The organism is Streptomyces sp. NPDC051576 (genome assembly GCF_040681835.1).
Lineage (GTDB): Bacteria > Actinomycetota > Actinomycetes > Streptomycetales > Streptomycetaceae > Streptomyces.
The window spans coordinates 273293-294713 of record NZ_JBFAZO010000010.1; the positions used below are offsets into that span (position 1 = coordinate 273293).

Below are 21421 nucleotides of genomic sequence, written 5' to 3' on the forward strand. Positions count from 1 at the left end.
TGGATCGGGTGTCCATGACATTTCTACGCGCGTCAATCTCATTGCGGGGCCGCCCAGTTGTCAAGGTTTCAGCCATGTACACCGTGTGGCCAGGACGTGAACCGGGCGGCATGGGGTGAAATCCGTCTAGGCTGAGCGGCTGAGTCGTGTGTCGTGAACGGCCGTCGTACGGCCATCGAGGCGCCCTAGGAGAACCCGCCGATGTCAGACAGCTCCCCCCTGCCGCCGGTGCGGCTGCACTCCGAAGCGGAGCTGGCGCGCGACGCGCTGTCCACCCCTCTGCTCGCCCGGGCGGCCCGGCTCGCCCGCTGGGCGGGGCCCGACACCCGGATCGACGCCGGTGGCGGCCTTGTCGACGAGCAGTTGCCCGCCGCGGCCGAGGTGCTCGGGCTGACCGGCGACGACGCCGCGGCCGACGCCAGCGAGGCCTGGCGGGTCGCCGTGGACACCGGGCTCGTCGAGGTCGTCGACGAGGAGGAGGGCACCGTCGCGGCGGGCGAAGAGCTGACCCTGCTCACCGCAGGCTCGCCGCACGACGTGCTCGCGGTCTGGCTCGGCGCCCTCGACACCCTCCTCGCGGACGCGAGCGTGCCCGATCTGGACGGTCTTGTCGACGCCATGGACGAGGGCGGCGAGGTCGATTTCTCGTCACTCGACTGGGACCCCGAGGCGGAGGCCGAGTTCCTCGACGGCGTCCTCGGCAACCTCTATCTGCTCACCGTCAACGAGGACGGCCCCGGCGACGGCCCCGTCCCGCTGCCCGCGCTGGCCGCGTCGATGATCGTGCCCAGCGACATGGGCGAGCCCACCAACGACGTACTGGAACAGGTCTCCGACGCGATGATGCGCCTCGACGACCAGTTCCGGCTGCTCGCACCGGTCGGGATCATCGAGTACCAGCCCGTCGACGAGGCCCTCATGGCCGACCTCGACGATCCGGCCGACGGGTCCTCGGTACCCGTCGACGAGACCGACGTCACCCGCTACGGCATGGTGCGGCTCACCCCGCTCGGCCTCTACGGCCTGCGCGCCCGGCTCCAGGAGGCCGGCTTCGCGGCGCCCGCCGTCGGCGACCTCGCCGACAAGGGCGCCGACGCGCTGCTCGACGGGACGTCGACCTTCCCGCAGGGAGCCGCGCGCGCCGAGACCGAACAGTGGCTGTCCCGCCGCGAACCCCTGGCCGCCGCACGGGAGTTGCTCGCCGCGGCCCGCGGTGGCGACCCCGGCGCACCACTGCGCCGACTCCTCTGCCAGCAGGCACTCTCGCTCGTCGGCCAGGAGGCCGAGCCCGCGCTGCGCGAGGTGCTGGACGACCCCGAACTGGGCGGCCTCGCCCGCGTATGGCTCAGCGAACACGGCGCGAGCGACGTTCCCGCGCCCTCCGAGGAACTCGTGTTCTGGCTGACCGTCGACACGGTCGCCGCGCAACTGGCCGCCGAGGGCAACTCCGAGGAGTTGCAGGCCCTGGTCGAGGGACTGGCCCAGCAGCACAACGGGTTCTTCGCGGCGGCCTGGCGGGTGGACCATCCGGCGACCGCGGACGTCCTGGAGGCGATGGGACGGCTGCACCCCGACAAGCGGATCGCCAAGGAAGCACGGAAGGCGGCCTTCAAGGCCCGCTCCCAGCAAGGGAGTTGAGCCAGTGAGCCACCCGTGACTTTTGAGTCCCATGGGTGAGCGCATACGGATTCATGGAAGAGAGCCCGGCGAAGTCGGCCGGTGTTCAACTCGTGTTCAGACATGGGCGGAAGCGTGGCGCCGACCGAGGTCCGCCACCCTCCACGGCACGCCCACCGTCACAGGAGACACACCATGTCGCTCACCCGCAGGGATTTCGCCGCCAGATCCGCGATCACCGGTGCCGGGGTCGCGCTGGCGGGCAGCGTCGGCGCCCTCGCCACCGCGCCCAACGCCCTCGCCTCCACCGACACCGACATCGACGCCGAGAGCACGGCCGAGAAATCGACGGCCGGACACGTCGGCGTCGGCTACGGCCCGCTGATCGCCGACCCCGACGGCCTCCTCGCCCTCCCTGCCGGCTTCAAGTACCGCGTCATCACCTACAGCGGCAAGACCCAGCTGGAGTCGGGCGAGTTCACCCCCTCCAACCACGACGGCACGTCCACCTTCGACGGCCCGCGCGGCGCCACCCTCCTAGTCAACAACCACGAGCTGGCCGGCCCCCGCGCCAACTGGCCCCACCCCGTCCCGCTCACCGAGGGCCTCGTCTACGACCCCGCCGCGGCCGGCGGCTGCACGGTCGTCGAGGTCCGCCGCGACCACGTCGCCGAATGGGTCGGCATCGCCGGCACCGCCACCAACTGCGCGGGCGGCAACACCCCTTGGGACACCTGGCTCACCTGCGAGGAGACCGAGGACAAGGCCGGCACCAACGGCTTCACCAAGGACCACGGCTACGTCTTCGAGGTCGACCCCGCCGACCGGCGCGCCAACCGAAACCCCAAGCCCATCAAGGCACTTGGCCGCTACGCCCACGAAGCGGTCGTCGTCGACCCCAAGCGCGGCCACCTCTACCTGACCGAGGACGCGGCGAACCCGAACGGCCTCCTCTACCGCTGGACCCCGCCGGAGCACTTCCACCACGGCCGCGGCAGACTGCGCACCCTCGCCGACGACGCGGGTGTCCTCCAGGCCTTCAAGTGCTTCGACTCCGGCGGCAAGTTCGTCGACGACCTCTCCCGCGCCACGAAGATCGGCACGGTCTACGGCGTCGACTGGGTCGACGTCCCCGACCGCGACGCGAAGTCGGTGTCCGTCCGCAAGCAGTTCGCCACCGGTGAGGTCACCCGCGCCCGCAAGCTGGAGGGCATGTGGTGGGGCGACGGCGGCACCTACATCGTCTCCTCGTTCGCCCGCACGGAGAGCCCCGTCCAGCACGACGGCGCCGTCTGGTTCTACGACCCCAAGCGCCGCACCCTGACCCTGAAGGTGCTGCTCGGCGTCAACCCGGACCCGTCCGTGGACGGCGCGTTCGACGGCCCCGACAACATCACCGTCTCTCCCTACGGCGGCCTCGTCATCGCCGAGGACGGCGAGGGCATCCAGCACCTCTTCGGCGCCACGGACAGCGGCCGTACATACCCGATCGCCCGCAACGAACTCAACATCGGCACCGAAGAGGAGCCGGAATACAGCGAGTTCACCGGCGTCACCTTCTCGCCCGACGGCAAGACGCTGTACGCGAACATCCAGACTCCGGGGATCATGCTGGCGATCACCGGGCCCTGGAAGCGGCAGAAGCGCGGCTAGTTAATCGTTCGCCCATCATCAGTTGCGCCTCCTACTCTGAGATCACAACAGCACGCACCTCCCGGTGCGCAGGCGGCGGTTACTTCGTTGAAACCGAATCAGACACCGCGGCCGTTCTTGATCTCGGGAGGCGCAGCTCATGGTGGGTGCCCGGTGCGCAGGCAACGGTTACTTCATTGGATCGGACGGTTGCGGGTTCGAGTCCCGTCATCGACTTCGGGTCGGTGTAGCTCAATTCGGTAGAGCATCTGGCTAAGTCCGTCGCCGCTTTCTGAACTCGGGCACCCACCTCTCGCTGCGCTCTCCCCCCGAAACACCAAGGAATTCGGGGGAATTCACCATGGCGCGATTCAACACCAAGGCGGCGAAGGCGCAGCCCACTCCGGGGCCCACTTCGCGAGTCACCTCCACGGGCCGAGTGCTCCGTACCTATCAGGGCGGCAAGGGCCGTGAGCGCGACGCGCGCTCCGAGCTCTTCCTGCTCTCGGTGGCCAACTTCGTCTCGCAGCAGACCTTCTACGAGACCGGCGCCGACCGCGACGACCGCTTCGCGACCCTCGTGCGCGAGCTCGCCGTCACCGACCCCGCCTGGACGGCCGGCCTCCTCGGCTGGCTGCGCGGCGAGGGCAACCTCCGTACCGCCTCGATCGTGGGCGCCGCCGAGTACGTGAAGGCCCGCCTCGACGTCGGCGCCACCGACGGCCCCTCGAACCGCCAGGTCGTCGACTCCGTCCTCCGGCGCCCGGACGAGCCCGGCGAGCTGCTCGCGTACTGGACCGCGATGTACGGCCGCAACATCCCCAAGCCCGTCAAGCGCGGAGTCGCCGACGCCGTACGACGCCTCTACGGCGGCCGGTCGCTGCTGAAGTACGACACCGCGTCCAAGGGGTACCGCTTCGGCGACATCCTCAACCTGGTGCACGCGGCGCCGGACCCGGACAAGGCCTGGCAGGGCGAGCTGTTCCGGTACGCCCTGGACCGCCGGCACCACCCGGACACCGCCGTACCGCCCGCGTCGAACGGTGTGCTGACCGCGCACCGCGAGCTGATGGCGCTGCCCGTCGCGCAGCGGCGCGCGGTCGTCACGGCGCCCGACGGTGCCGAGCGGCTCGCGGCGGCCGGGATGACCTGGGAGGCGCTGGCCGGCTGGCTCCAGGGCCCGATGGACAAGGCGGCCTGGGAGGCCGTCATCCCCTCCATGGGCTCGATGGCGCTGGTCCGCAACCTGCGGAACTTCGACGAGGCCGGGGTCTCGGACGAGGTCGCGGCCCGGGTCGCGGCGAAGATCAGCGACCCGGCGGAGGTCGCGCGCTCGCGGCAGTTCCCCTTCCGGTACCTCGCCGCGTACCAGCACGCGCCCTCGCTGCGCTGGTCTTACCCGCTGGAGCGGGCGCTCGGCCACTCGCTGGCCAACGTGCCCGCGCTGCCCGGCCGCACGCTGGTGCTGGTGGACCGCTCGGGTTCGATGTTCTACGCGCGGCTGTCCGACCGCTCGGAGCTGAACCGGGCCGACGCGGCGGCGATCTTCGGCACGGCGCTCGCGCTGCGGGCGGCGGACGCGGACCTCGTCGAGTTCGGCACCACGAGCAGGCGGCTGGACTTCGGCGCGCGCGACTCGGTGCTCAAGACCCTGGGCCGCTTCGGCGACCTGGGCGGCACCGACACCACCTCGGCGGTCCGCTCGCACTACCGGGGCCAGGACCGGGTGCTGATCATCACCGACGAGCAGGCCGCGTACAGCCGCCACGGAGACCCGACCGAGCAGGTCCCGGCCCACGTACCGGTCTACACCTGGAACCTCGCCGGGTACCGGGCGGGCCACGGCCCGTCCGGCAAGGCGAACCGGCACACCTTCGGCGGCCTCTCGGACGCGGCCTTCCGGATGGTGCCGCTGCTGGAGGCCGCCCGGGACGCGGACTGGCCCTGGGCCGCCTGAGATGTCAGTGCGTTCGGCAAGTATTGACATCTAACATTTCAGTTCTACGATTCGGTTCATGGAGGCTCTACGACCCGTCCGGCGCACCCTGCTCAGGGATCGTGCCTACGAAGCGATCCGCGACGCCATCGTCGCCGGGGAGATCGAACCCGGCGCGGTGGTGCGCGACGCCGAGCTGGCGGAGCGGCTCGGGCTGTCGCGGGCGCCGGTGCGGGAGGCGTTCTCGCGGCTCGTGGACGACGGGCTCCTGGAGAGCAAGCCGCAGAGCTACACGCGGGTGACCCCGGTCGTGGCCGCCGACGTACGGGACGCGGCGGCCGTGGTCGGGGCCCTGCACGAGTTGGTCACGCGGATCGCGGTACCGCTCCTGCGGGACACGGACGTCGACGTGATGCGCGTGGCCAACGACCGGTTCGCCGCCGCCGTGCGCGCCGGGGACGTGGACGCCGCGCTGCGCGCCGACGACGAACTGCACGACGTCCTGGTCCGGGTGAGCGGCAACCGCGCCGCGGCCGCCACCGTCGCCCGCTACACCCCGCTGATCCGCCGGCTGGAGCGACGACGCTTCGGCGAGGGCGGCAACTGCCGTTCGGCAGGACTGCACGAGCGGCTCATCGAAGCCTGTGCCGACGGCGACGTGGACGACGCGGTCCGCGTGACGGCGGAGATCTGGCGCGGCCTCGAAGGCCTCGCCGACCCCGACTGATCCGTGCCCCGACCGACCCGGGAGAACCTCATGTCCCTTTCCTCGTACGACCGTTACCCCCTCCTCTTCGGCCCCTCGCCCGTCCACCCGCTGGAGCGCCTCACCGCCCACCTCGGCGGCGCCGCCCTGTGGGCCAAGCGCGAGGACTGCAACTCCGGTGTGGCGTACGGCGGCAACAAGACGCGCAAGCTGGAGTACCTCGTTGCCGACGCCCTCGCGAAGGGCTGCGACACTCTCGTCTCGATCGGTGGTGTGCAGTCCAACCACACCCGCCAGGTCGCGGCCTGTGCCGCCCGCGCCGGGCTCAAGTGTGTGCTGATCCAGGAGAGTTGGGTGGAGTGGCCCGACTCCGTCTACGACAAGGTCGGCAACATCCTGATCAGCCGGCTCGCCGGAGCCGATGTGCGGTTGGTGAAGGCCGGGTTCGGTATCGGCTTCAAGGAGAGCTGGGAGCAGGCGTTGCGGGAGGTCGAGGAGGGCGGCGGCAAGCCGTACGCGATCCCGGCCGGTGCCTCCGACCACCCGCTCGGCGGCCTGGGCTTCGCCAACTGGGCCCATGAAGTCGCCGAGCAGGAGCGGGAGTCGGGTGTCTTCTTCGACACCGTGGTGGTGTGCTCGGTGACCGGTTCCACCCAGGCCGGCATGGTCGCCGGGTTCCGGGCGCTGGAGGAGGCGGGCGGGCGTGAGCGACGCGTGCTCGGCATCGACGCCTCGGCGAAGCCCGCCGAGACTCGCGAGCAGGTGGCCCGCATCGCGCACGGCACCGGCCAACTGATCGGAGTCAAGCGCGAGTTGACCGTCGTCGACGTCGAACTGGACGACCGCTACCACGCGGGCATCTACGGCATCCCGGACGAGACCACCCTGGAGGCGATGCGCCTCGCCGCCCGCACCGAGGGGATGGTCACCGATCCTGTGTACGAGGGCAAGTCGATGGCCGGGATGATCGACCTGGTCGAGCGCGGCGAGATCGCCCGGGACTCCACCGTGCTCTATGCCCACCTCGGCGGCCAGCCGGCGCTGAACGCGTACAGCGCCCTGTTCTAGGCCGCCTTCTTGGTCCTCCTGCCGGTGATCACGAAGGCCGACACCAGCAGCGCGGTCAGCGCGATCAGCGCTCCGACGCCGAAGGCGCGGGCCGCGCCGTGGACGAGGACGTCGGACGGCGATCCGGTCGCGTGCCGGGTCGCCGTGCCGTAGACCGTGACCAGGATGGACAGGCCGAGGGTGCCGCCGAGCCACTGGAGGGTCTGGAGCAGGCCGGACGCGGCGCCCGCCTCGCGGGGTTCGATGCCGGCGAGGATCGTCGCGTTGAGGGGCATGAAGCTGAGGCCTACGCCCACGCCCATCAGGAGGAGCGGGCCCAGGAGACCGGTCAAGTAGCCGTCGTCCGAGCGGAGTTGCCCGAGCCACCCGGCCGAAGTGGCAAGCAGGGTCATGCCGGTGAGCAGGACCGGCTTCGCGCCGACGCGGGCGAGCAGTCGCGGTACGAAGCGGACGACCGTGAACATCGCCAGGGTCATCGGCAGGAAGGCGAAGCCCGCGCGCAACGGGCTGTAGTCCAGGGCCCGTTGGCAGATCAGGGTGAGGAAGTAGAACGCACCGAACATGCCCGCCGGCAGCAGCAGGACGCCCGCGTAGCCGCCCGCCCGGTTGCGGCTCGCGAACAGGCGCAGCGGCATGATCGGCTGTTCGGCGCGGGACTCGACCAGGGTGAAGCCGGCCAGCAGGGCCGCCGCCGCGCTGAACCCCAACTGCGCCTGGAGATCGCCCCAGCCGTCCGAGGAGACCCGGATGAACGCGTACACCAGCGAGGTCATGCCGGCGGTGCCGGTGAGCGCGCCCGCCGCGTCGAACCGGCCCGCGTGGCGCGGGGTCTCACCGACGAAGCGGGGGAGGGCGAGGGCGACCGCGATGCCGATCGGCACGTTGATGAGCAGGGACCAGCGCCAGGACGCCCAGGAGGTGAGCATCCCGCCGATGACCAGGCCTACCGAGGCGCCGATACCGGCCATGGAGGTGTAGATGCCGAGCGCGTGGTGGCGGCGCGGGCCCTCCGGGAAGTTGGTGGTGATCAGGGCGAGGGTGTTGGGCGCGATGAGCGCGGCGCCCAGGCCCTGGAGCGCGCGGGCCGCGAGCAACCAGGCGCTGTCGGTGGCCAGTCCGCCCAGCAGGGAGGACGTGGCGAAGAGCAGGACGCCGATCGTGAGCGTACGGCGGCGGCCTACGATGTCCCCGACCCGGCTGCCCAGCAGGAGCAGCCCGCCGAAGGCGAGGGTGTAGGCGTTGAGGACCCAGGACAGTCCGGTGGGGCTGAAGTCGAGGTCCTTCTGGATGTCGGGCAGCGCGACGTTGACGACGGTGGAGTCGACGCCGACCATCAAGTAGGCGGTGACGACGACGAAGAGGACGGTGCCGAGCCTGACGGGTCGGGGTGGTGCGGAGAGAGCGTTGACGGTGGTGGACGGGGTGGACATGGAGTTCTCCCGGTCTGGTGTCCCCTGCTGAGAGGCGTGCGGGCAGCGCGGACTGCCCGCCGAAATAAGCGGGGACTGTCTCCGTTTAGTACTCGGTAAGATACGGAGAGAGTCCCCGGTTCGCAAGGAGTATCTGGATGACGCAGGTCAGGCCCATGCGCGCGGACGCTCGGCGCAACTACGAGCGCCTGCTGAAGGTGGCGGCCGAGGCGTTCGCCGAGCACGGGGAGAACGCGTCGCTCGACGACATCGCGAAGCGTGCCGGGGTCGGGTCCGGCACGCTCTACCGGCACTTCCCGACGCGGCAGGCGCTGCTGGAGGCGGCCTACGTCGAACGGATCGAGGCGCTAGGGACCCGCGCCGACGAACTCGCGAAGGAACTGCCGCCGGGTGAGGCGCTGGCCGAGTGGCTGTACGAGGTCTGTGTCGGCACCATCCAGGTGCGCGGGATGAAGGCCCTGCTGGGCTCGGCCGTCACGGACGGCAGCCAGGCGGCGCTCACGGCCTGCGCGACGTCGATGAAGGGCGCGGCAGAGCGGCTGGTCGAGGCGGCGCAGAGGGAGGGGACCCTGCGTGAGGACATCGAGCCGATCGAGGTCCTGCGACTGGCCCACGGGGTGTCCACGGCCTCGGAGTTGGCGAACGGACAGGGCAAGCACATCCGCCGCTATCTGTCCCTGCTGACGGACGGCCTGCGGCCCTGAACGCCGGGCGCCCCGTACCTGTCCGGCTCAGGGGCGCCCGCAGCGGTCGTAGGACTGTCGCTTGTGCTGTTTACAGGGACTGTGCCGCCGGCTTCACCATGCCCCGGACCGTGCGGGACTTCACGAAGTCGCCCATCCCGGTCATGTCCCACTCGCCGGAGAACTGCTTGATCAACTTGGCCATCATGACCCCGGTCTGGGCCTCGGCGTTGGTGAGGTCGAAGCGGACCAGCTCCTCGCCGGTCGCGGCGTCCAGGAGGCGGCAGTAGGCCTTGGCGACCTCGGTGAACTTCTGGCCGGAGAAGGAGTTGACCGTGAAGACCAGGCCGGTGACCTCCTGGGGGATGCGGCCGAGGTCGACCACGATCACCTCGTCGTCACCGCCGCCCTCGCCGGTGAGGTTGTCCCCGGAGTGCTTGATCGCGCCGTTCAGGATCGACAGCTTGCCGAAGTAGCAGCTGTCGATGTGGTTGCGCTGCGGGCCGTAGGCGATGACCGAGGCGTCCAGGTCGATGTCCTTGCCGCCGAACGCGGGCTCCCAGCCGAGGCCCATATGGACCAGGGAGAGCAGCGGACGGCCGCCCTTGACCAGGGACACCGTCTGGTTCTTCTGGAGGCTGACGCGGCCCTTGTCGAGGTTGATCTTCCCGGCGCCGAGCGGGGGCGCGGCGGGCGGCGGCGGGGGAGCCATGGAGGCTTGTACCGGCGGGGCGACCGGAGTGGGCGGGGCCACCGGAGCCGGAGCCGGTTCCTCCACCGAGACGCCGAAGTCCGTGGCGATGCCCGCCAGGCCGTTGGCGTATCCCTGGCCGACCGCGCGGGCCTTCCAGGCGCCGTTGCGGAGGTAGATCTCGACGACCACCAGGGCTGTCTCGGCGCCCAGTTGAGGCGGTGTGAAGGTGGCCAGCACCGAGCCGTCGTCCGCGTTGCGGATCGTCGCCGTCGGCTCGATGCCCTGGAAGGTCTGCCCCGCGGCGTCGGGGCTCGCCGTGACGACGATCTTCTCGATCCCGGGCGGCAGGGCGGCCGTGTCGACGGTGATCGCGTCCGGGGACGTACCGCCGCCGGAGCGGTACGCCACACCCGGGCCGTTCGGCTGGTTGTAGAAGATGAAGTCGTCGTCCGAGCGCACCTTGCCGTCGCCGGTGAGCAGCAGGCTCGACACGTCGAGCCGCACGGGGGCGGCGACATCCACCGCCACCCGGGAGACCGGAAGAGGGATGTTCGAGCCAGGGGTCATAGCTGTCATGGCCGGTGAACGAACGACACCGCTTTACCGTTCCCTTACCGTTTGACCGGCCCCCGTTCGGCTCAGGGAACCACCACGATCTTGCGCCCCACACCCGCCGCGAACTGCGCCAACGCCTCCGGATACCGCTCCAGCTCCATCCGGTCGCTGATGAAGACCGCCGGGTCGAGCACCCCGTTCGCGAACAGCTCCGCCGCCCGCTCGAAGCTGTGCAGCACGGCCATGGAGCCGGTGATGGTGATCTCCTGGTTGTAGATGCGGTACGGGTCGATGGTCACCCGGGTCGCGTAGTCGGCGACGCCGAACTGCAGGAACGTGCCCGCCTTCGCCACCCGGTCCAGGCCGTCCTGGATCGCCGCCGCGTTGCCGGTCGCGTCGACGACCAGGTCCCAGCCCTGCGGCCGGTCCAGCTCGTCCGCGTTCGCCGCCGACCCGGAGACGCCGAGCGTGCGGGCGGTCTCCAGGCGGGCCGGGTTCAGGTCCACGATGTCGACGCTTGCCGCGCCGGTCCGCTTGGCCAGCTCCAGCATCATCAGGCCCATGGTCCCGGAGCCGTAGATCAGGACGTGCGCGCCGAGGCGGGACTTGAGGACGTCGTAGCCGCGCACCGCGCACGACAGCGGTTCCACGAGGGCCGCGTCCTCGGTGCGTACGTGCTCGGGCAGCTTGACGCAGTTCGCCACCGGGGCCAGCGCGTACTGGGCCGCGCCACCCGCCGTGGTGACGCCGATCGCGGCCCAGCGTTCGCAGAGGTTGTTGTGGCCGTTGCGGCACTGCCGGCACTCGTAGCAGTACAGCGACGGGTCCACGGCCACCTGGTCGCCGACCGATACCTCGGTGACCTGGGTGCCGACCGCGACGATCTCGCCCGCGAACTCGTGGCCCGGCACGATCGGCAGCTTGGGCGCGAACTCGCCCTGGAGGATGTGCAGATCGGTGCCGCACAGCCCGCAGGCGGCGACCTCGACGACCACCTCGCGGGGGCCCGGCGTCGGATCGGGGACCTCGGTGACGACGGCGCGGCCCACGGACTCGATGACGGCGGCCTTCATTTCACGGCTCCCAGGGAGAGGCCCTGGACCAGCTTGTCCTGGGCGGCGAACCCCGCGGCGAGCACCGGCAGGGAGATGACGAGCGACGCGGCGCACACCTTCGCCAGGAACAGGCCCTGGCTGGTGATGAAGCCGGTCAGGAACACGGGCGCGGTCTCCGCGACGACACCCGTGAGAACACGGGCGAACAGCAGCTCGTTCCAGCTGAAGATGAAGCAGATCAGGGCGGTCGCCGCGATACCGGGGAGGGAGATCGGGGCCACCACGCGCGCGAGGATGGTCGGCAGCCGGGCGCCGTCGATCTGGGCCGCCTCGATGACGGCGACCGGGACCTCGGCGAGGAAGGACTGCATCATCCACACCGCGATCGGCAGGTTCATGGAGGTGTAGAGGATGACCAGGAGCCAGATGTTGTCCAGCATCCCGGCGTTCTTCGCGAACAGGTAGATCGGCAGCAGGCCCGCCACCACGGGGAGCATCTTCGTGGACAGGAAGAAGAACAGGACGTTGGTCCACTTCTTCACCGGGCGGATCGACAGCGCGTAGGCCGCCGGGAAGGCCAGCAGCAGCACGAAGAGCGTCGAAGCCACCGACGCGACCAGCGAGTTGACCAGTGCGGGCCAGGGGCTCGCGCCGCCGCCGGTGCCGAAGAACTCACGGTAGCCGTCCAGGGTGAGGGCGGCCCCGAAGGACGGCGGATTGGTCGCCGCGTCCGCCTCCGAGTGGAAGGACGTCAGCGCCATCCAGGCGATGGGCAGGAAGAACACGATGCCGAGCAGCCAGGCCACCAGGCCGAGGCCCGCTCCTTTGCGCCGGGCACGCGCGCGTACGGCGATACTGCTCATGCGTGGGACGCCTCCTCACGGAACAGGGACGACACCACGCGCAGGGCGAAGGTCGCGATGATGATCGAACCGATGACGACCAGGACGCCGGCCGCCGAGGCGAGGCCGTTCTCGTGGGCCTGGTAGAAGCTCTGGTAGACGGTGTAGGGCAGGTTGGCGGTGCCCAGTCCGCCGGACGTGATGGTGAAGACCGCGTCGAAGTTCTGGACGATGTAGATCGAGCCCAGCAGGGCGCCGAGTTCGAGATAGCGGCGCAGGTGCGGGAGCGTCAGATAGCGGAAGACCTGCCAGTCGCTGGCGCCGTCCACCTTGGCGGCCTCGATCTGCTGGTGGTCGCGGCTCTGCAGCCCGGCCAGCAGGATCAGCATCATGAACGGCGTCCACTGCCACACCAGGGAGGCCTCGACGGCGAGCAGCGGTGTGTTGGAGATCCAGTCCGGCTGCGGGCCGCCCACATAGTGCAACAGCCCATTGAGAAGGCCGTATTCAGGGTTGTAGAGCACATGCTTCCAGAGCAGGGCCGCGGCCACCGGCACCACCAGGAAGGGCGCGATCAGCAGGGTGCGGACGAAGCCCCGGCCGCGGAACTTGCGGTCCAGGAGCAGCGCGAGGAGCAGGCCCAGGACCAGGCTGGCCAGCACCACCGCCACGGTGAGGAGGATGGTCGTCCACACCGAGTGGCGCAGATCGGCGTCGGTCAGGACCTCGTGGTAGTTGTCGACGCCGGTGAAGTGACGGGCCTTCGGATAGAGGGCGTTCCAGTCGAAGAAGGAGATCACCAGCGTGGCCACAAACGGGAGTTGGGTCACGACGATCATGAAGACCAGGGCGGGGAGCAGCGGGGCGCGGGTGGCCCAGGCGCGCAGCTTGTCCGAGGGCTGTCGCGCGGTGCGGGTCGGAGTGGCGGCCAGAGGGGCCGTTGTCGTGGCGGTCATCGTCCCTCGTACTCCTTGGAGATCTTCTCGGCGAGTTTCTGGGACTTCTTCAGGGCCGAGTCGACGGACTGGCGTCCGGCGATGGCCGAACTGATCTCCTGGGAGACCTTCGTGCCGAGGTCGGTGAACTCGGGGATGTCGACGAACTGGATGCCGGGCGCGGGCCGTGGCTGCACGCCGGGGTCGTTGGGCTTGGCGCCCTCGATGGCCGCCTTGGTCATCTCCTGGAAGGCGGCGGCCTCCTTGACGTAGTCGGGGTTCGTGTACGTCGAGGCGCGTTTGCCGGCCGGCACGTTGGACCAGCCGTCGGTGTCGCCGACGAGCTGCTCGTACTGCTTGCTGGACGCCCAGGACACGAACTGCCAGGCCTTGTCGGAGTTGTGGGACGCCTTCTGGATGCCCCAGGCCCAGGTGTAGAGCCAGCCGGAGGAGTCGGTCTTCTCGACCGGGGCGGGGACGTAGCCGATCTTGCCCTTGACCGGGGAGCCCTTCGCCTCCAGGGATCCCGCCGCGGAGGTGGCGTCGTACCACATGGCGACCTTGCTCTGGGTGATGTTGTTGAGGCACTCGGCGAAGCCGGACTGAGCCGCTCCGGACTCGCCGTGCTTGCGGACGAGGTCGACATAGAACTTCGTCGCCTGTTCGAAGCCGGGGGAGTCGAGCTGCGCTTTCCAGTTCTTGTCGAACCAGGTGCCGCCGAAGGTGTTCACGACGGTGGTCAGGGGCGCCATCAACTCGCCCCAGCCGGGCAGCCCGCGCAGACAGATGCCCTTCATGCCCGGCTTCGCGCCGTCGACCTTGGCGGCCAGGTCGGCCACCTGGGTCCAGGTCGGGTGCGCGGGCATGGTGAGGCCCTTCGCGGCGAACACGTCCTTGCGGTACATCAGGAAGGACGACTCGCCGTAGAACGGCTGCCCGTAGAGCTTGCCGTCGTCGGCCGTCAGGGACTGCCGCATCGGCTTGAGGATGTCCTGCTCGTCGTAGGCGGTGTCCTTGGCGACGTACGAGTCCATCTCGTGCAGCCAGCCGTTGCGGGCGTAGATCGGGATCTCGTAGTTGGAGAGGGTCGCCACGTCGTACTGGCCGGCCTGGTTGGCGAAGTCCTGGCTGATCTTGTCGCGGACGTCGTTCTCCGGCAGCACCGTGAAGTTGACCTTGATGCCGGTCTCCTTCGTGAAGCGCGGGGCCAGTTTCTGGAGTTCGGTCATCTGGGGGTTGTTGACCATCAGGACGTTGATCGAGTTGCCGCCTGATCCGGCGCCGCCCGCTCCGACCCAGCAGCCGGAGAGCAGCGGGGCGAGCAGCGTCCCTACGGCGGCCAGGGCGAGCGTGGCTCGCGGCGGCCGTCGTCGGCTCTGGGTTCGCATGGATCGCTCCTGCACATATGGGGAGAAAAAGGGTGCGCACCGGAACGGCACACCCCTGGTGGGTGAGTTGGGATGTCGAACGGTGCGTCAGACGCGGATGACCTGTGGCCCCAGCAAGGAATAGCGGTGGGCCTCGGCCGACGGGAGCAGGGTGCTGGTGACGATCGTCTCCAGGGCGCCGATCTCGGCGAACCGGCAGAAACTGACCGCCCCGAACTTGGTGTGCACGCCCGCGAACACGGTGCGCCGGGAGGCGCGGATGGCCTGTGCCTTGACCTCGCTGACCGCGGGGTCGGGGGTGGTCAGGCCGTGTTCGCGGGAGATGCCGTTGGCGCCGATGAAGGCGAGGTCGAGGACGAAGCCGGCGAGCATCTTCGTCGTCCAGTGGTCGACGGTGGCGAGGGTGCCGTGCCGGACCCGGCCGCCGAGCAGCAGCACCGAGGTGTTCTCCGACTCGGCGAGCACGCCCGCGACCGGCAGGGACGCGGTGACCACGGTCAGCGGTCGGTCCCTGGGCAGGGCCTCGGCGATGAGCTGGGGGGTGAAGCCCTCGTCGACGAAGACCGTCTCGGCGTCCCCGAGCAGCTCGGCCGCCGCCAGGGCGATCCGGCGCTTCTCCGGGACATGGCTGGTGGCACGGAAGGCGAGCGTCGTCTCGAAACCGGCGCTCTCCACGGGGTAGGCGCCGCCATGGGTCCTGCGGATCAGCCCGTGGTCCTCCAGGGCCCGCAGATCCCGCCGTACGGTCTCCTTGGCCACGCCCAGCTCGGCGGCGAGCGCGGTGACGTCGACCGCGCCGGTGCGCCGCGCGGCGCGCACGATCTCCCGCTGACGCTCTTCCGCCGAACTCGTGCCCATGGCCGACACCGCCTTCCCGCTCACTGGAGTACTGCCCGTTCGGGCCCGGTGGGACCCTTGGGGGAAGTTCTACAGCGGGTGCGCGGCACTGACCAGGCCTGTTGCCCGCCCGATGCTGCCCGTGTGTGACCGTTTACCGCACGCCGTGCCCGTCGCGGACCTGCGCGGCTGTCCGCCGGCGCGTGAGATCGGGCAGTGTCCGTGCCCGAACATGCCGGCGGGCGGGCCCGTTCGGTGCCCGCCCGCCGCCACGAAGGTGGATTTCCCGTCAGTACGGCCAGATCGGCGGGTCGGTCACGAAGTGGCCGCCCAGATAGGCGTGCGCCTCGTTGTCCGGCTCCAGCTCACCCTGCTCGGCGATGAGCTTCTCGGCGTACGGCTCGGAGTCGTCCTGCGGCTCGTAACCGATGCCCCGCGCGGTCGAAAGGTCCCACCACAGACGCGTGTTGGCGGAGGAGCCGTAGACGACCGTGTGCTGTACGTCCTCGGCGGTCAGGGCCGCGTGGAAGAGGCGGGCGCCGTCGGCGGGGCTCATCCAGATCGACAGCATGCGCACGCTGCTGGGCTCCGGGAAGCAGGAGCCGATGCGGACGGAGACGGTCTCCAGGCCGTGCTTGTCCCAGTAGAGCTGCGCGAGATCCTCGCCGAAGGACTTGGACAGGCCGTAGAAGGTGTCGGGGCGGTGCGGGGTGTCGACCGGGATCAGCGGCTCGTTGTTCTGGGGCCTGGGGGTGTGGCCCACCGCGTGGTTGGAGGAGGCGAAGACGATGCGGGGGACGCCCTCCTCGCGGGCGGCCTCGTACAGGTTGTACGTGCCCTCGATGTTCGACCGGAGGATTTTCTCGAAGGAGGCTTCCAGGGAGATGCCGGCGAGATGGATGATCGCGTCGACGCCCCGGACGGCCTCGCGCAGCGCGGCCCGGTCGGAGAGGTCGGCGGTGATGGCGTCCGGCTCGCCCTCGATGGGGCGCAGGTCCAGCAGCCGCAGGTCGTAGCCGTAGGAGGGGAGCAGGTCCCGCATCAGGGTGCCGAGCCCGCCTGCTGCGCCGGTGAGCAGAATGGTGCGGGGAGCGGTGCGGGGAGCGGGCATCCTCGATCTCCTCATGTATGGCTGGCATTCACATTCATGGACAAGCTAGGGATTGCTCCTCGGGTGCGTCAAGTGTGGCGCGTCCCTGGTGAATCCGCTCCTCGCTTGCTTATGTGTGTGCTTGACCCGCCCTTATGGGGCTCCTTAGGGTGGGCATGTTCAGAAATGTAGACGCTGATCAGAAGAATGCACGCGCCTGTTCGCCTGTCCTAAGGGAGAGCCCGTGACGCCAGCCCCTCTCGCCGCCCGGCTCGGTATTCCCAGCGGGCCGCTGTTCTTCCCCGTCACCGCCTACGGCCCCGACGGCTCCCTGGACCTCGACGTCTACCGCGCGCATGTCCGCCGGGGCGTCGAGGCCGGTGCCGCCGCCGTGTTCGCGTGCTGCGGCACCGGGGAGTTCCACGCGCTGCTGCCCGAGGAGTTCGAGGCGTGTGTCCGGGCGGCCGTGGAGGCGACGGACGGCCGGGTGCCGGTGGTCGCGGGCGCCGGCTACGGCACCGCCCTCGCCGTACGGTACGCACGGCTCGCGGAGAGCGCCGGGGCGGACGGGCTGCTCGCCATGCCGCCGTATCTGGTGGTCGCCGGGCAGGAGGGGCTGCTGCGCCACTACCAAGAGGTGGCCGCGGCGACCGCGCTGCCCGTCATCGTCTACCAGCGCGACAACGCGGTGTTCACCCCCGCCACGGTGGTCGAACTCGCCCGCACCGAGGGCGTCATCGGCCTCAAGGACGGCCTCGGCGACCTCGACCTGATGCAGCGGATCGTGAGCACCGTACGCACCGAAGTCCCCGGCGACTTCCTGTACTTCAACGGACTGCCGACCGCCGAACAGACCCAGCTCGCCTACCGGGGCATCGGCATCACCCTCTACTCGTCCGCCGTGTTCTGCTTCGTCCCCGAGATCGCGCTCGCCTTCCACCGGGCGCTGGCGACCGGCGACGACACCACGGCGAACCTCCTCCTGGACGGCTTCTACCGGCCGTTCGTCGAACTCCGCGCCCAGGGACGGGGGTACGCGGTGTCGCTCGTCAAGGCGGGGGTACGCATGCGGGGACTGGACGTCGGCGAGGTCCGACCACCGCTGACCGAGCCGACCGAGGACCACGTCAAGCAACTCGCCCAACTCATCGAGCGCGGCTACACGTTGATCGAGTCGCGGGCGGACTCGCCGATCGAGGAGGACGCGTGAAGGCATCGGCTTTCGTCTACCCCTGGGACGTCAACGGCGACCCGGAGGCGGGCGCCAGGATCGCCGCACTCGGCGTCCGACAAGCCACCCTCGCCTCCGCCTACCACTCCACACGCGCGCTGACGCCCCGTCACCCGCGACACCGGGTCGTCACCGCCGAGCACGCCGCCGTCCTGTATCCGCCGGACACCCGTTGGGAGGGGCGGGAGTTGAGGCCGTATCCGGCCGGCGACTGGGCACCCGGCGACGCCTACGGCGAGGCCGCCGCCGCCCTCGCGGACGCGGGCCTGGAGGTGCACACCTGGGTCGTGCTCGCCCACAACTCCCGCCTGGGCGCGGAACATCCGGACACCTCGGTGGTCAACGCCTACGGCGACCGCTACCCCTGGGCACCCTGCATCGCGCAGCCCGCCACGCGCGCGTACCTCGTCGACCTGGCGGCCGAGGCGGCGGTACGCCCCGGCGCGCAGGGCACGGAACTCGAATCCCTCGGCTGGTACGGCTTCGCCCATCTGCACGCCCACGACAAGACCGCCGGCATCGGCCTCGGTGACGCCGGCCAGTACCTGATGGCCCTGTGCTTCTGCCCGACCTGCCGGGAGGGCTACGGCGAACAGGGCCTCGACGCCGGGGAGTTGGCGGTGGCGGTACGGGCCGCGCTGGAGCCGGTGTGGCGGGGGGCGCCCTCCGACGGCGGCTGGGCGGGCGTCGGGAAACTCCTCGGCGAGGCCAACGCGACGGCCACCCGCGCGTGGCGCGACGAGCGGGCCCGCACGCTCCAGGAGACGGCGGTCGCGGCGGTCCGAGCCGCCGCCCCGGCCGACTTCCAGGTCCTGCTTCACGCGGACCCGGAGTCCTACCACTGCGGCGCCAACGCGGGCGTGGACCCCGGCCACATCCTCTCGGTCGCCGACGGCGTGGTCGTCCCCTGCACGGGAGGCGCGGGCCTGCTGACCCCGTTCGCCGAACAGGCCCGGGCCGGGGCGGTGTTGGCCGCCAACTTCACGGTGGTCTCCGGGATGGGCGGCCGGCCCGGAGCGCTGGCACCGGACGCGGAACGGGCTCGCGGTCTCGGCGCGACCGAACTGCGGCTCTATCACGCGGGGTTGGCGTCGGAGGGGGATCTGGTGGCGGTGCGGGAGGGGTTGGCGGCGCTCTGAAGCAACGGCAACGCCGTCAGCAGCTCGGCCGTGCCCAGCACCGCCAACACGAGCCGGTAGTCGACCAGTTCGACCAGGCCCGCGCCCACGGCGAGCCCGAGCGCGTTCGGCACGAACATCAGGGTGTTGGCCGTGGCGGTGGTACGGCCGAGAAGGGCGTCCGGTGTCTCCTGCTGTACGGCCGTCAGCGCCGCGATCAGCACACAGGGCAGGCCCACACCGATCGCCGCGCTGCACGCCAGGGCGACCGAGTCGGACGGAATCGCCCGCAGGGCCGTCGCGCCCGCGGTGAGGGCGATCCCGCAGGCCGCGAACCGGCGCTCGCCCAGGCGCCGCAGGGCCGGCCCGGACAGCAGCCCGATCGCGACCGAGCCCGCGCCCTGGACGACGTACAGCACACCGGTGAACGCGGGCGAGTGGCCGAGGCCGGCCACGATCGCGTAGATCATCGCGCCGTTGAGACCCGCGCACAGCATCGTGGAGCCACCCGCCACGACCAGTGGGCGCAGCCGTGGGTGCGTCCGGATATGACGGACGCCCTCGGCGGTCTGTGTGCGCCAGTTGGTGACCTGACGCGGGGCCGGCGCGTTCTCGTGGACGCGGAGACGGGCGTAGAGGCCGGCGGCGAGCACGAACGTGGCCGCGTCCAGGAGCGCCACACGCGCGCCGCCGTACACCGCGTAGAGGCCCGCTCCGGCCAGCGGTGCCACCAGCTTCATGCCCTCGTTGGCGGCCATGCGCAGGCCGTTGAGGTCGCCGAGCAGGGAACTGTCGACGGCGGCGGAGACGAGTGCCGACCCGGCGGCGTCATGGACGACGTCCGCCGCGCCGTAGAGGAAGAGGACCGCGAAGAGGAGCCACAGGTCACGTCGGGAGTCGACGGTGAAGAGGGTGAGGAGGAGGGCCGCCAGGGCGAGGTCGAGAGTGATCATCAGGGGTTTGCGGCGGGTGCGGTCGGCGAGCGTGCCGAGGAGAGGGCCGACCAGGGTCGGCGCCCAGAGGGCGAACCGGCACAGCGCCGCCAGACCGTTCGATCCCGTCAGATCCTTGACCCAGATGCCGGACGCCAGCCACAGCGCGGAACTGCCGAAGCCGGACACCGTGATCCCCGCGAGTGAGAGCCCCGCGTTGCGATCCCGCACGACGCGGGTCACGGTCCAGTCTTTTGTCGTCATGCCTGGTCATCGTGGGCCTAAGGCGGGGGAAGCGGCATCGGGCAGGTGCCGTAGAAACTCGGGGCGGGGTGAGTCCGCCACGGGCGGGCGATGAGTTTCGGGGGCGCCGGCGGTCTACCTCATGAGTGAAGACCGATCCCCGGAAGGGAAGCGCATGAGCGACAGCATCTTCGACCTCGGCCCGCAGACACGTGTCGTCGCCCGCCTCGTGGAGGGCGTCACCGACGAGCAGCTCAAGGACGTGACCCCGTGCCCCGGCACCGCCGTACGCAACCTGCTGGGACACCTGCTCGGCCTGTCCGTCGCCTTCCGTGACGCCGCGCGCAAGGACCTGGGCGTCATGACCGACACCGCACCGGACAGCGCCGCCTCGGACATCGGCCCCGGCTGGCGCGAGGACTTCCCCAAGGTCCTCGACGCGCTCGCCGAGGCCTGGCGCGACCCGGCCGCCTGGACCGGCATGACCCGCGCGGGCGGAGTCGACCTCCCCGGCGCGGTCGCAGCAGCCGTCGCCGTCGACGAACTCGTCATCCACGGCTGGGACTTGGCCAAGTCCACCGGCCAGCCCTACGACCCCGACCCGGTCGCACTCCAGGCCTCGCACGCCTTCCTGCTCGCGGCAGCCGAGGACGCGACGAGAGGCGGCGGCATCTTCGGACCGGTGGTGCCGGTGGCGGCGGACGCGCCTCTGCTGGACCGGGCGGTCGGCCTCAGTGGTCGCGATCCGGGCTGGAAACCGTAGACAACAGGAGGAATCGTTGCCCTCAGACGTGGACCGGAAACGACGACTGGAACGCCAGACGCGCGTCCGCCCCGTCGCCGATCCCGGTAAGGACCTCGTCGAGCGCGAGGAACTCCTCCCACACCGCCCGGCCCGTCGCCTCGGCGAGCCGGGCCACGACGAGATCCTCCAGGTCGGGAACGCGCTTGTTCTTCCAGACCTTGTCGGCGAGGCTCACCAGGAGGTCCTCGAGGCCGACGGTCGACCGCGTCCAGGATGCGTGCGTCGCGGCGAAGCGGGCCAGTTCGGGGGGAACTCCGTGGCCGAGCAGGAGAGTTCGGCCCGCCTCCTCGTGCGCCGCGCCCGGTCCGGAGAGTTCGGAGACGTGCACCGTCTTGCCCACGTCGTGCGTCGCGGCCCCGAAGAGCACCGCCTCGCGGTCGAACGGCACGGCCGGACAGCGCCGTTCGACCCAGTCGACGAGCTGATGGGCGACGTCGTGGACCGCCCGCAGGTGGGCCGCGAGTCGCGGTGGGCTGCCGAGTCGCGGCAGCAGCTCGACGACACGGTCCGGCAGCGGCAGCAGGGGCGGGTCGACGGTGCCGCTCATCGCCCTCGACAGGAGATTGGTGGCCATCACCGCGCCAGGGTACTGACGGCAGGGCGTCCCCGGACCAGGCGCCGCGG

The 21421-nt window shown here is 70.5% G+C and carries 19 protein-coding genes; 9 read left to right on the forward strand and 10 right to left on the reverse strand.

Annotated features, from left to right (window positions below):
• Positions 1-201: 201 nt before the first annotated feature.
• The 5 genes from AB0M63_RS30825 to AB0M63_RS30845 all read left to right on the forward strand — a co-directional run bounded on the left by AB0M63_RS30825 (position 202) and on the right by AB0M63_RS30845 (position 6959).
• The gene (locus AB0M63_RS30825; protein ID WP_366021724.1) at positions 202-1638 is read left to right on the forward strand and encodes a hypothetical protein; all 1437 of its coding nucleotides are present in this window, start codon (positions 202-204) and stop codon (positions 1636-1638) included.
• A 174-nt stretch (positions 1639-1812) separates the two neighbouring features.
• Positions 1813-3270 (forward strand): alkaline phosphatase PhoX, encoded by a 1458-nt coding sequence (locus AB0M63_RS30830; RefSeq protein ID WP_366021725.1) that lies wholly within the window; start codon positions 1813-1815, stop codon positions 3268-3270.
• 340 nt (positions 3271-3610) lie between these two features.
• On the forward strand, positions 3611-5206 hold the full coding sequence (locus tag AB0M63_RS30835; protein WP_366021726.1) for a TROVE domain-containing protein: 1596 nt from the start codon (positions 3611-3613) through the stop codon (positions 5204-5206).
• A 58-nt stretch (positions 5207-5264) separates the two neighbouring features.
• A complete protein-coding gene (locus AB0M63_RS30840; RefSeq protein WP_355912840.1) occupies positions 5265-5912 on the forward strand; it encodes a GntR family transcriptional regulator in 648 nt (215 codons plus the stop codon).
• Between the two features lie 30 nt (positions 5913-5942).
• Positions 5943-6959, forward strand: coding sequence for a 1-aminocyclopropane-1-carboxylate deaminase (locus AB0M63_RS30845; RefSeq protein ID WP_366021727.1), 1017 nt, complete (start codon positions 5943-5945; stop codon positions 6957-6959).
• Here AB0M63_RS30845 and AB0M63_RS30850 read toward each other — a convergent pair.
• Positions 6956-8389, reverse strand: coding sequence for an MFS transporter (locus tag AB0M63_RS30850; RefSeq protein ID WP_366021728.1), 1434 nt, complete (start codon positions 8387-8389; stop codon positions 6956-6958). The genes AB0M63_RS30845 and AB0M63_RS30850 overlap by 4 nt on opposite strands.
• A gap of 137 nt (positions 8390-8526) precedes the next feature.
• Between AB0M63_RS30850 and AB0M63_RS30855 the strand changes: the two genes are divergently transcribed.
• Entirely contained in the window at positions 8527-9093 is a 567-nt protein-coding gene (locus tag AB0M63_RS30855; protein WP_355912831.1) for a helix-turn-helix domain-containing protein, read from the forward strand.
• Between the two features lie 70 nt (positions 9094-9163).
• Here AB0M63_RS30855 and AB0M63_RS30860 read toward each other — a convergent pair whose 3' ends face one another.
• The 7 genes from AB0M63_RS30860 to AB0M63_RS30890 form a co-directional block, all read right to left on the reverse strand.
• Complete coding sequence (locus AB0M63_RS30860; RefSeq protein ID WP_355913137.1) at positions 9164-10333, reverse strand: TerD family protein; 1170 nt, start codon at positions 10331-10333, stop codon at positions 9164-9166.
• Positions 10334-10404: 71 nt separating this feature from the next.
• Positions 10405-11394, reverse strand: coding sequence for a zinc-dependent alcohol dehydrogenase family protein (locus tag AB0M63_RS30865; protein ID WP_355912829.1), 990 nt, complete (start codon positions 11392-11394; stop codon positions 10405-10407).
• Positions 11391-12239, reverse strand: a complete 849-nt coding sequence (locus AB0M63_RS30870; protein WP_355912827.1) for a carbohydrate ABC transporter permease — start codon at positions 12237-12239, stop codon at positions 11391-11393. Before AB0M63_RS30870 ends, AB0M63_RS30865 begins: the two co-directional genes overlap by 4 nt.
• Positions 12236-13174, reverse strand: a complete 939-nt coding sequence (locus tag AB0M63_RS30875; RefSeq protein WP_355912825.1) for a sugar ABC transporter permease — start codon at positions 13172-13174, stop codon at positions 12236-12238. Before AB0M63_RS30875 ends, AB0M63_RS30870 begins: the two co-directional genes overlap by 4 nt.
• Entirely contained in the window at positions 13171-14541 is a 1371-nt protein-coding gene (locus AB0M63_RS30880) for a sugar ABC transporter substrate-binding protein (RefSeq protein ID WP_356059012.1), read from the reverse strand. Before AB0M63_RS30880 ends, AB0M63_RS30875 begins: the two co-directional genes overlap by 4 nt.
• Positions 14542-14628: 87 nt before the next feature.
• Entirely contained in the window at positions 14629-15399 is a 771-nt protein-coding gene (locus AB0M63_RS30885) for a DeoR/GlpR family DNA-binding transcription regulator (RefSeq protein WP_355912819.1), read from the reverse strand.
• 268 nt (positions 15400-15667) lie between these two features.
• A complete protein-coding gene (locus tag AB0M63_RS30890; protein WP_366021729.1) occupies positions 15668-16489 on the reverse strand; it encodes an NAD(P)-dependent oxidoreductase in 822 nt (273 codons plus the stop codon).
• A gap of 223 nt (positions 16490-16712) precedes the next feature.
• Here AB0M63_RS30890 and AB0M63_RS30895 point away from each other — a divergent pair, with 223 nt between their 5' ends.
• Complete coding sequence (locus tag AB0M63_RS30895; RefSeq protein WP_366021730.1) at positions 16713-17678, forward strand: 5-dehydro-4-deoxyglucarate dehydratase; 966 nt, start codon at positions 16713-16715, stop codon at positions 17676-17678.
• Positions 17675-18838, forward strand: coding sequence for a hypothetical protein (locus AB0M63_RS30900; RefSeq protein WP_366021731.1), 1164 nt, complete (start codon positions 17675-17677; stop codon positions 18836-18838). Before AB0M63_RS30895 ends, AB0M63_RS30900 begins: the two co-directional genes overlap by 4 nt.
• Here the strand turns inward: AB0M63_RS30900 and AB0M63_RS30905 are convergent.
• Positions 18775-20013 (reverse strand): MFS transporter, encoded by a 1239-nt coding sequence (locus AB0M63_RS30905; protein WP_366021732.1) that lies wholly within the window; start codon positions 20011-20013, stop codon positions 18775-18777. The two genes, AB0M63_RS30900 and AB0M63_RS30905, sit on opposite strands and share 64 nt — an antisense overlap.
• 154 nt (positions 20014-20167) lie before the next feature.
• Between AB0M63_RS30905 and AB0M63_RS30910 the strand changes: the two genes are divergently transcribed.
• Positions 20168-20755: a TIGR03086 family metal-binding protein gene (locus AB0M63_RS30910; RefSeq protein ID WP_355912804.1), complete on the forward strand. Its 588-nt coding sequence runs from the start codon at positions 20168-20170 to the stop codon at positions 20753-20755.
• A gap of 22 nt (positions 20756-20777) precedes the next feature.
• On the opposite strand, the gene AB0M63_RS30915 is transcribed toward AB0M63_RS30910, so the two are convergent.
• Positions 20778-21371 (reverse strand): HD domain-containing protein, encoded by a 594-nt coding sequence (locus AB0M63_RS30915; RefSeq protein ID WP_366021733.1) that lies wholly within the window; start codon positions 21369-21371, stop codon positions 20778-20780.
• Positions 21372-21421: the final 50 nt, after the last annotated feature.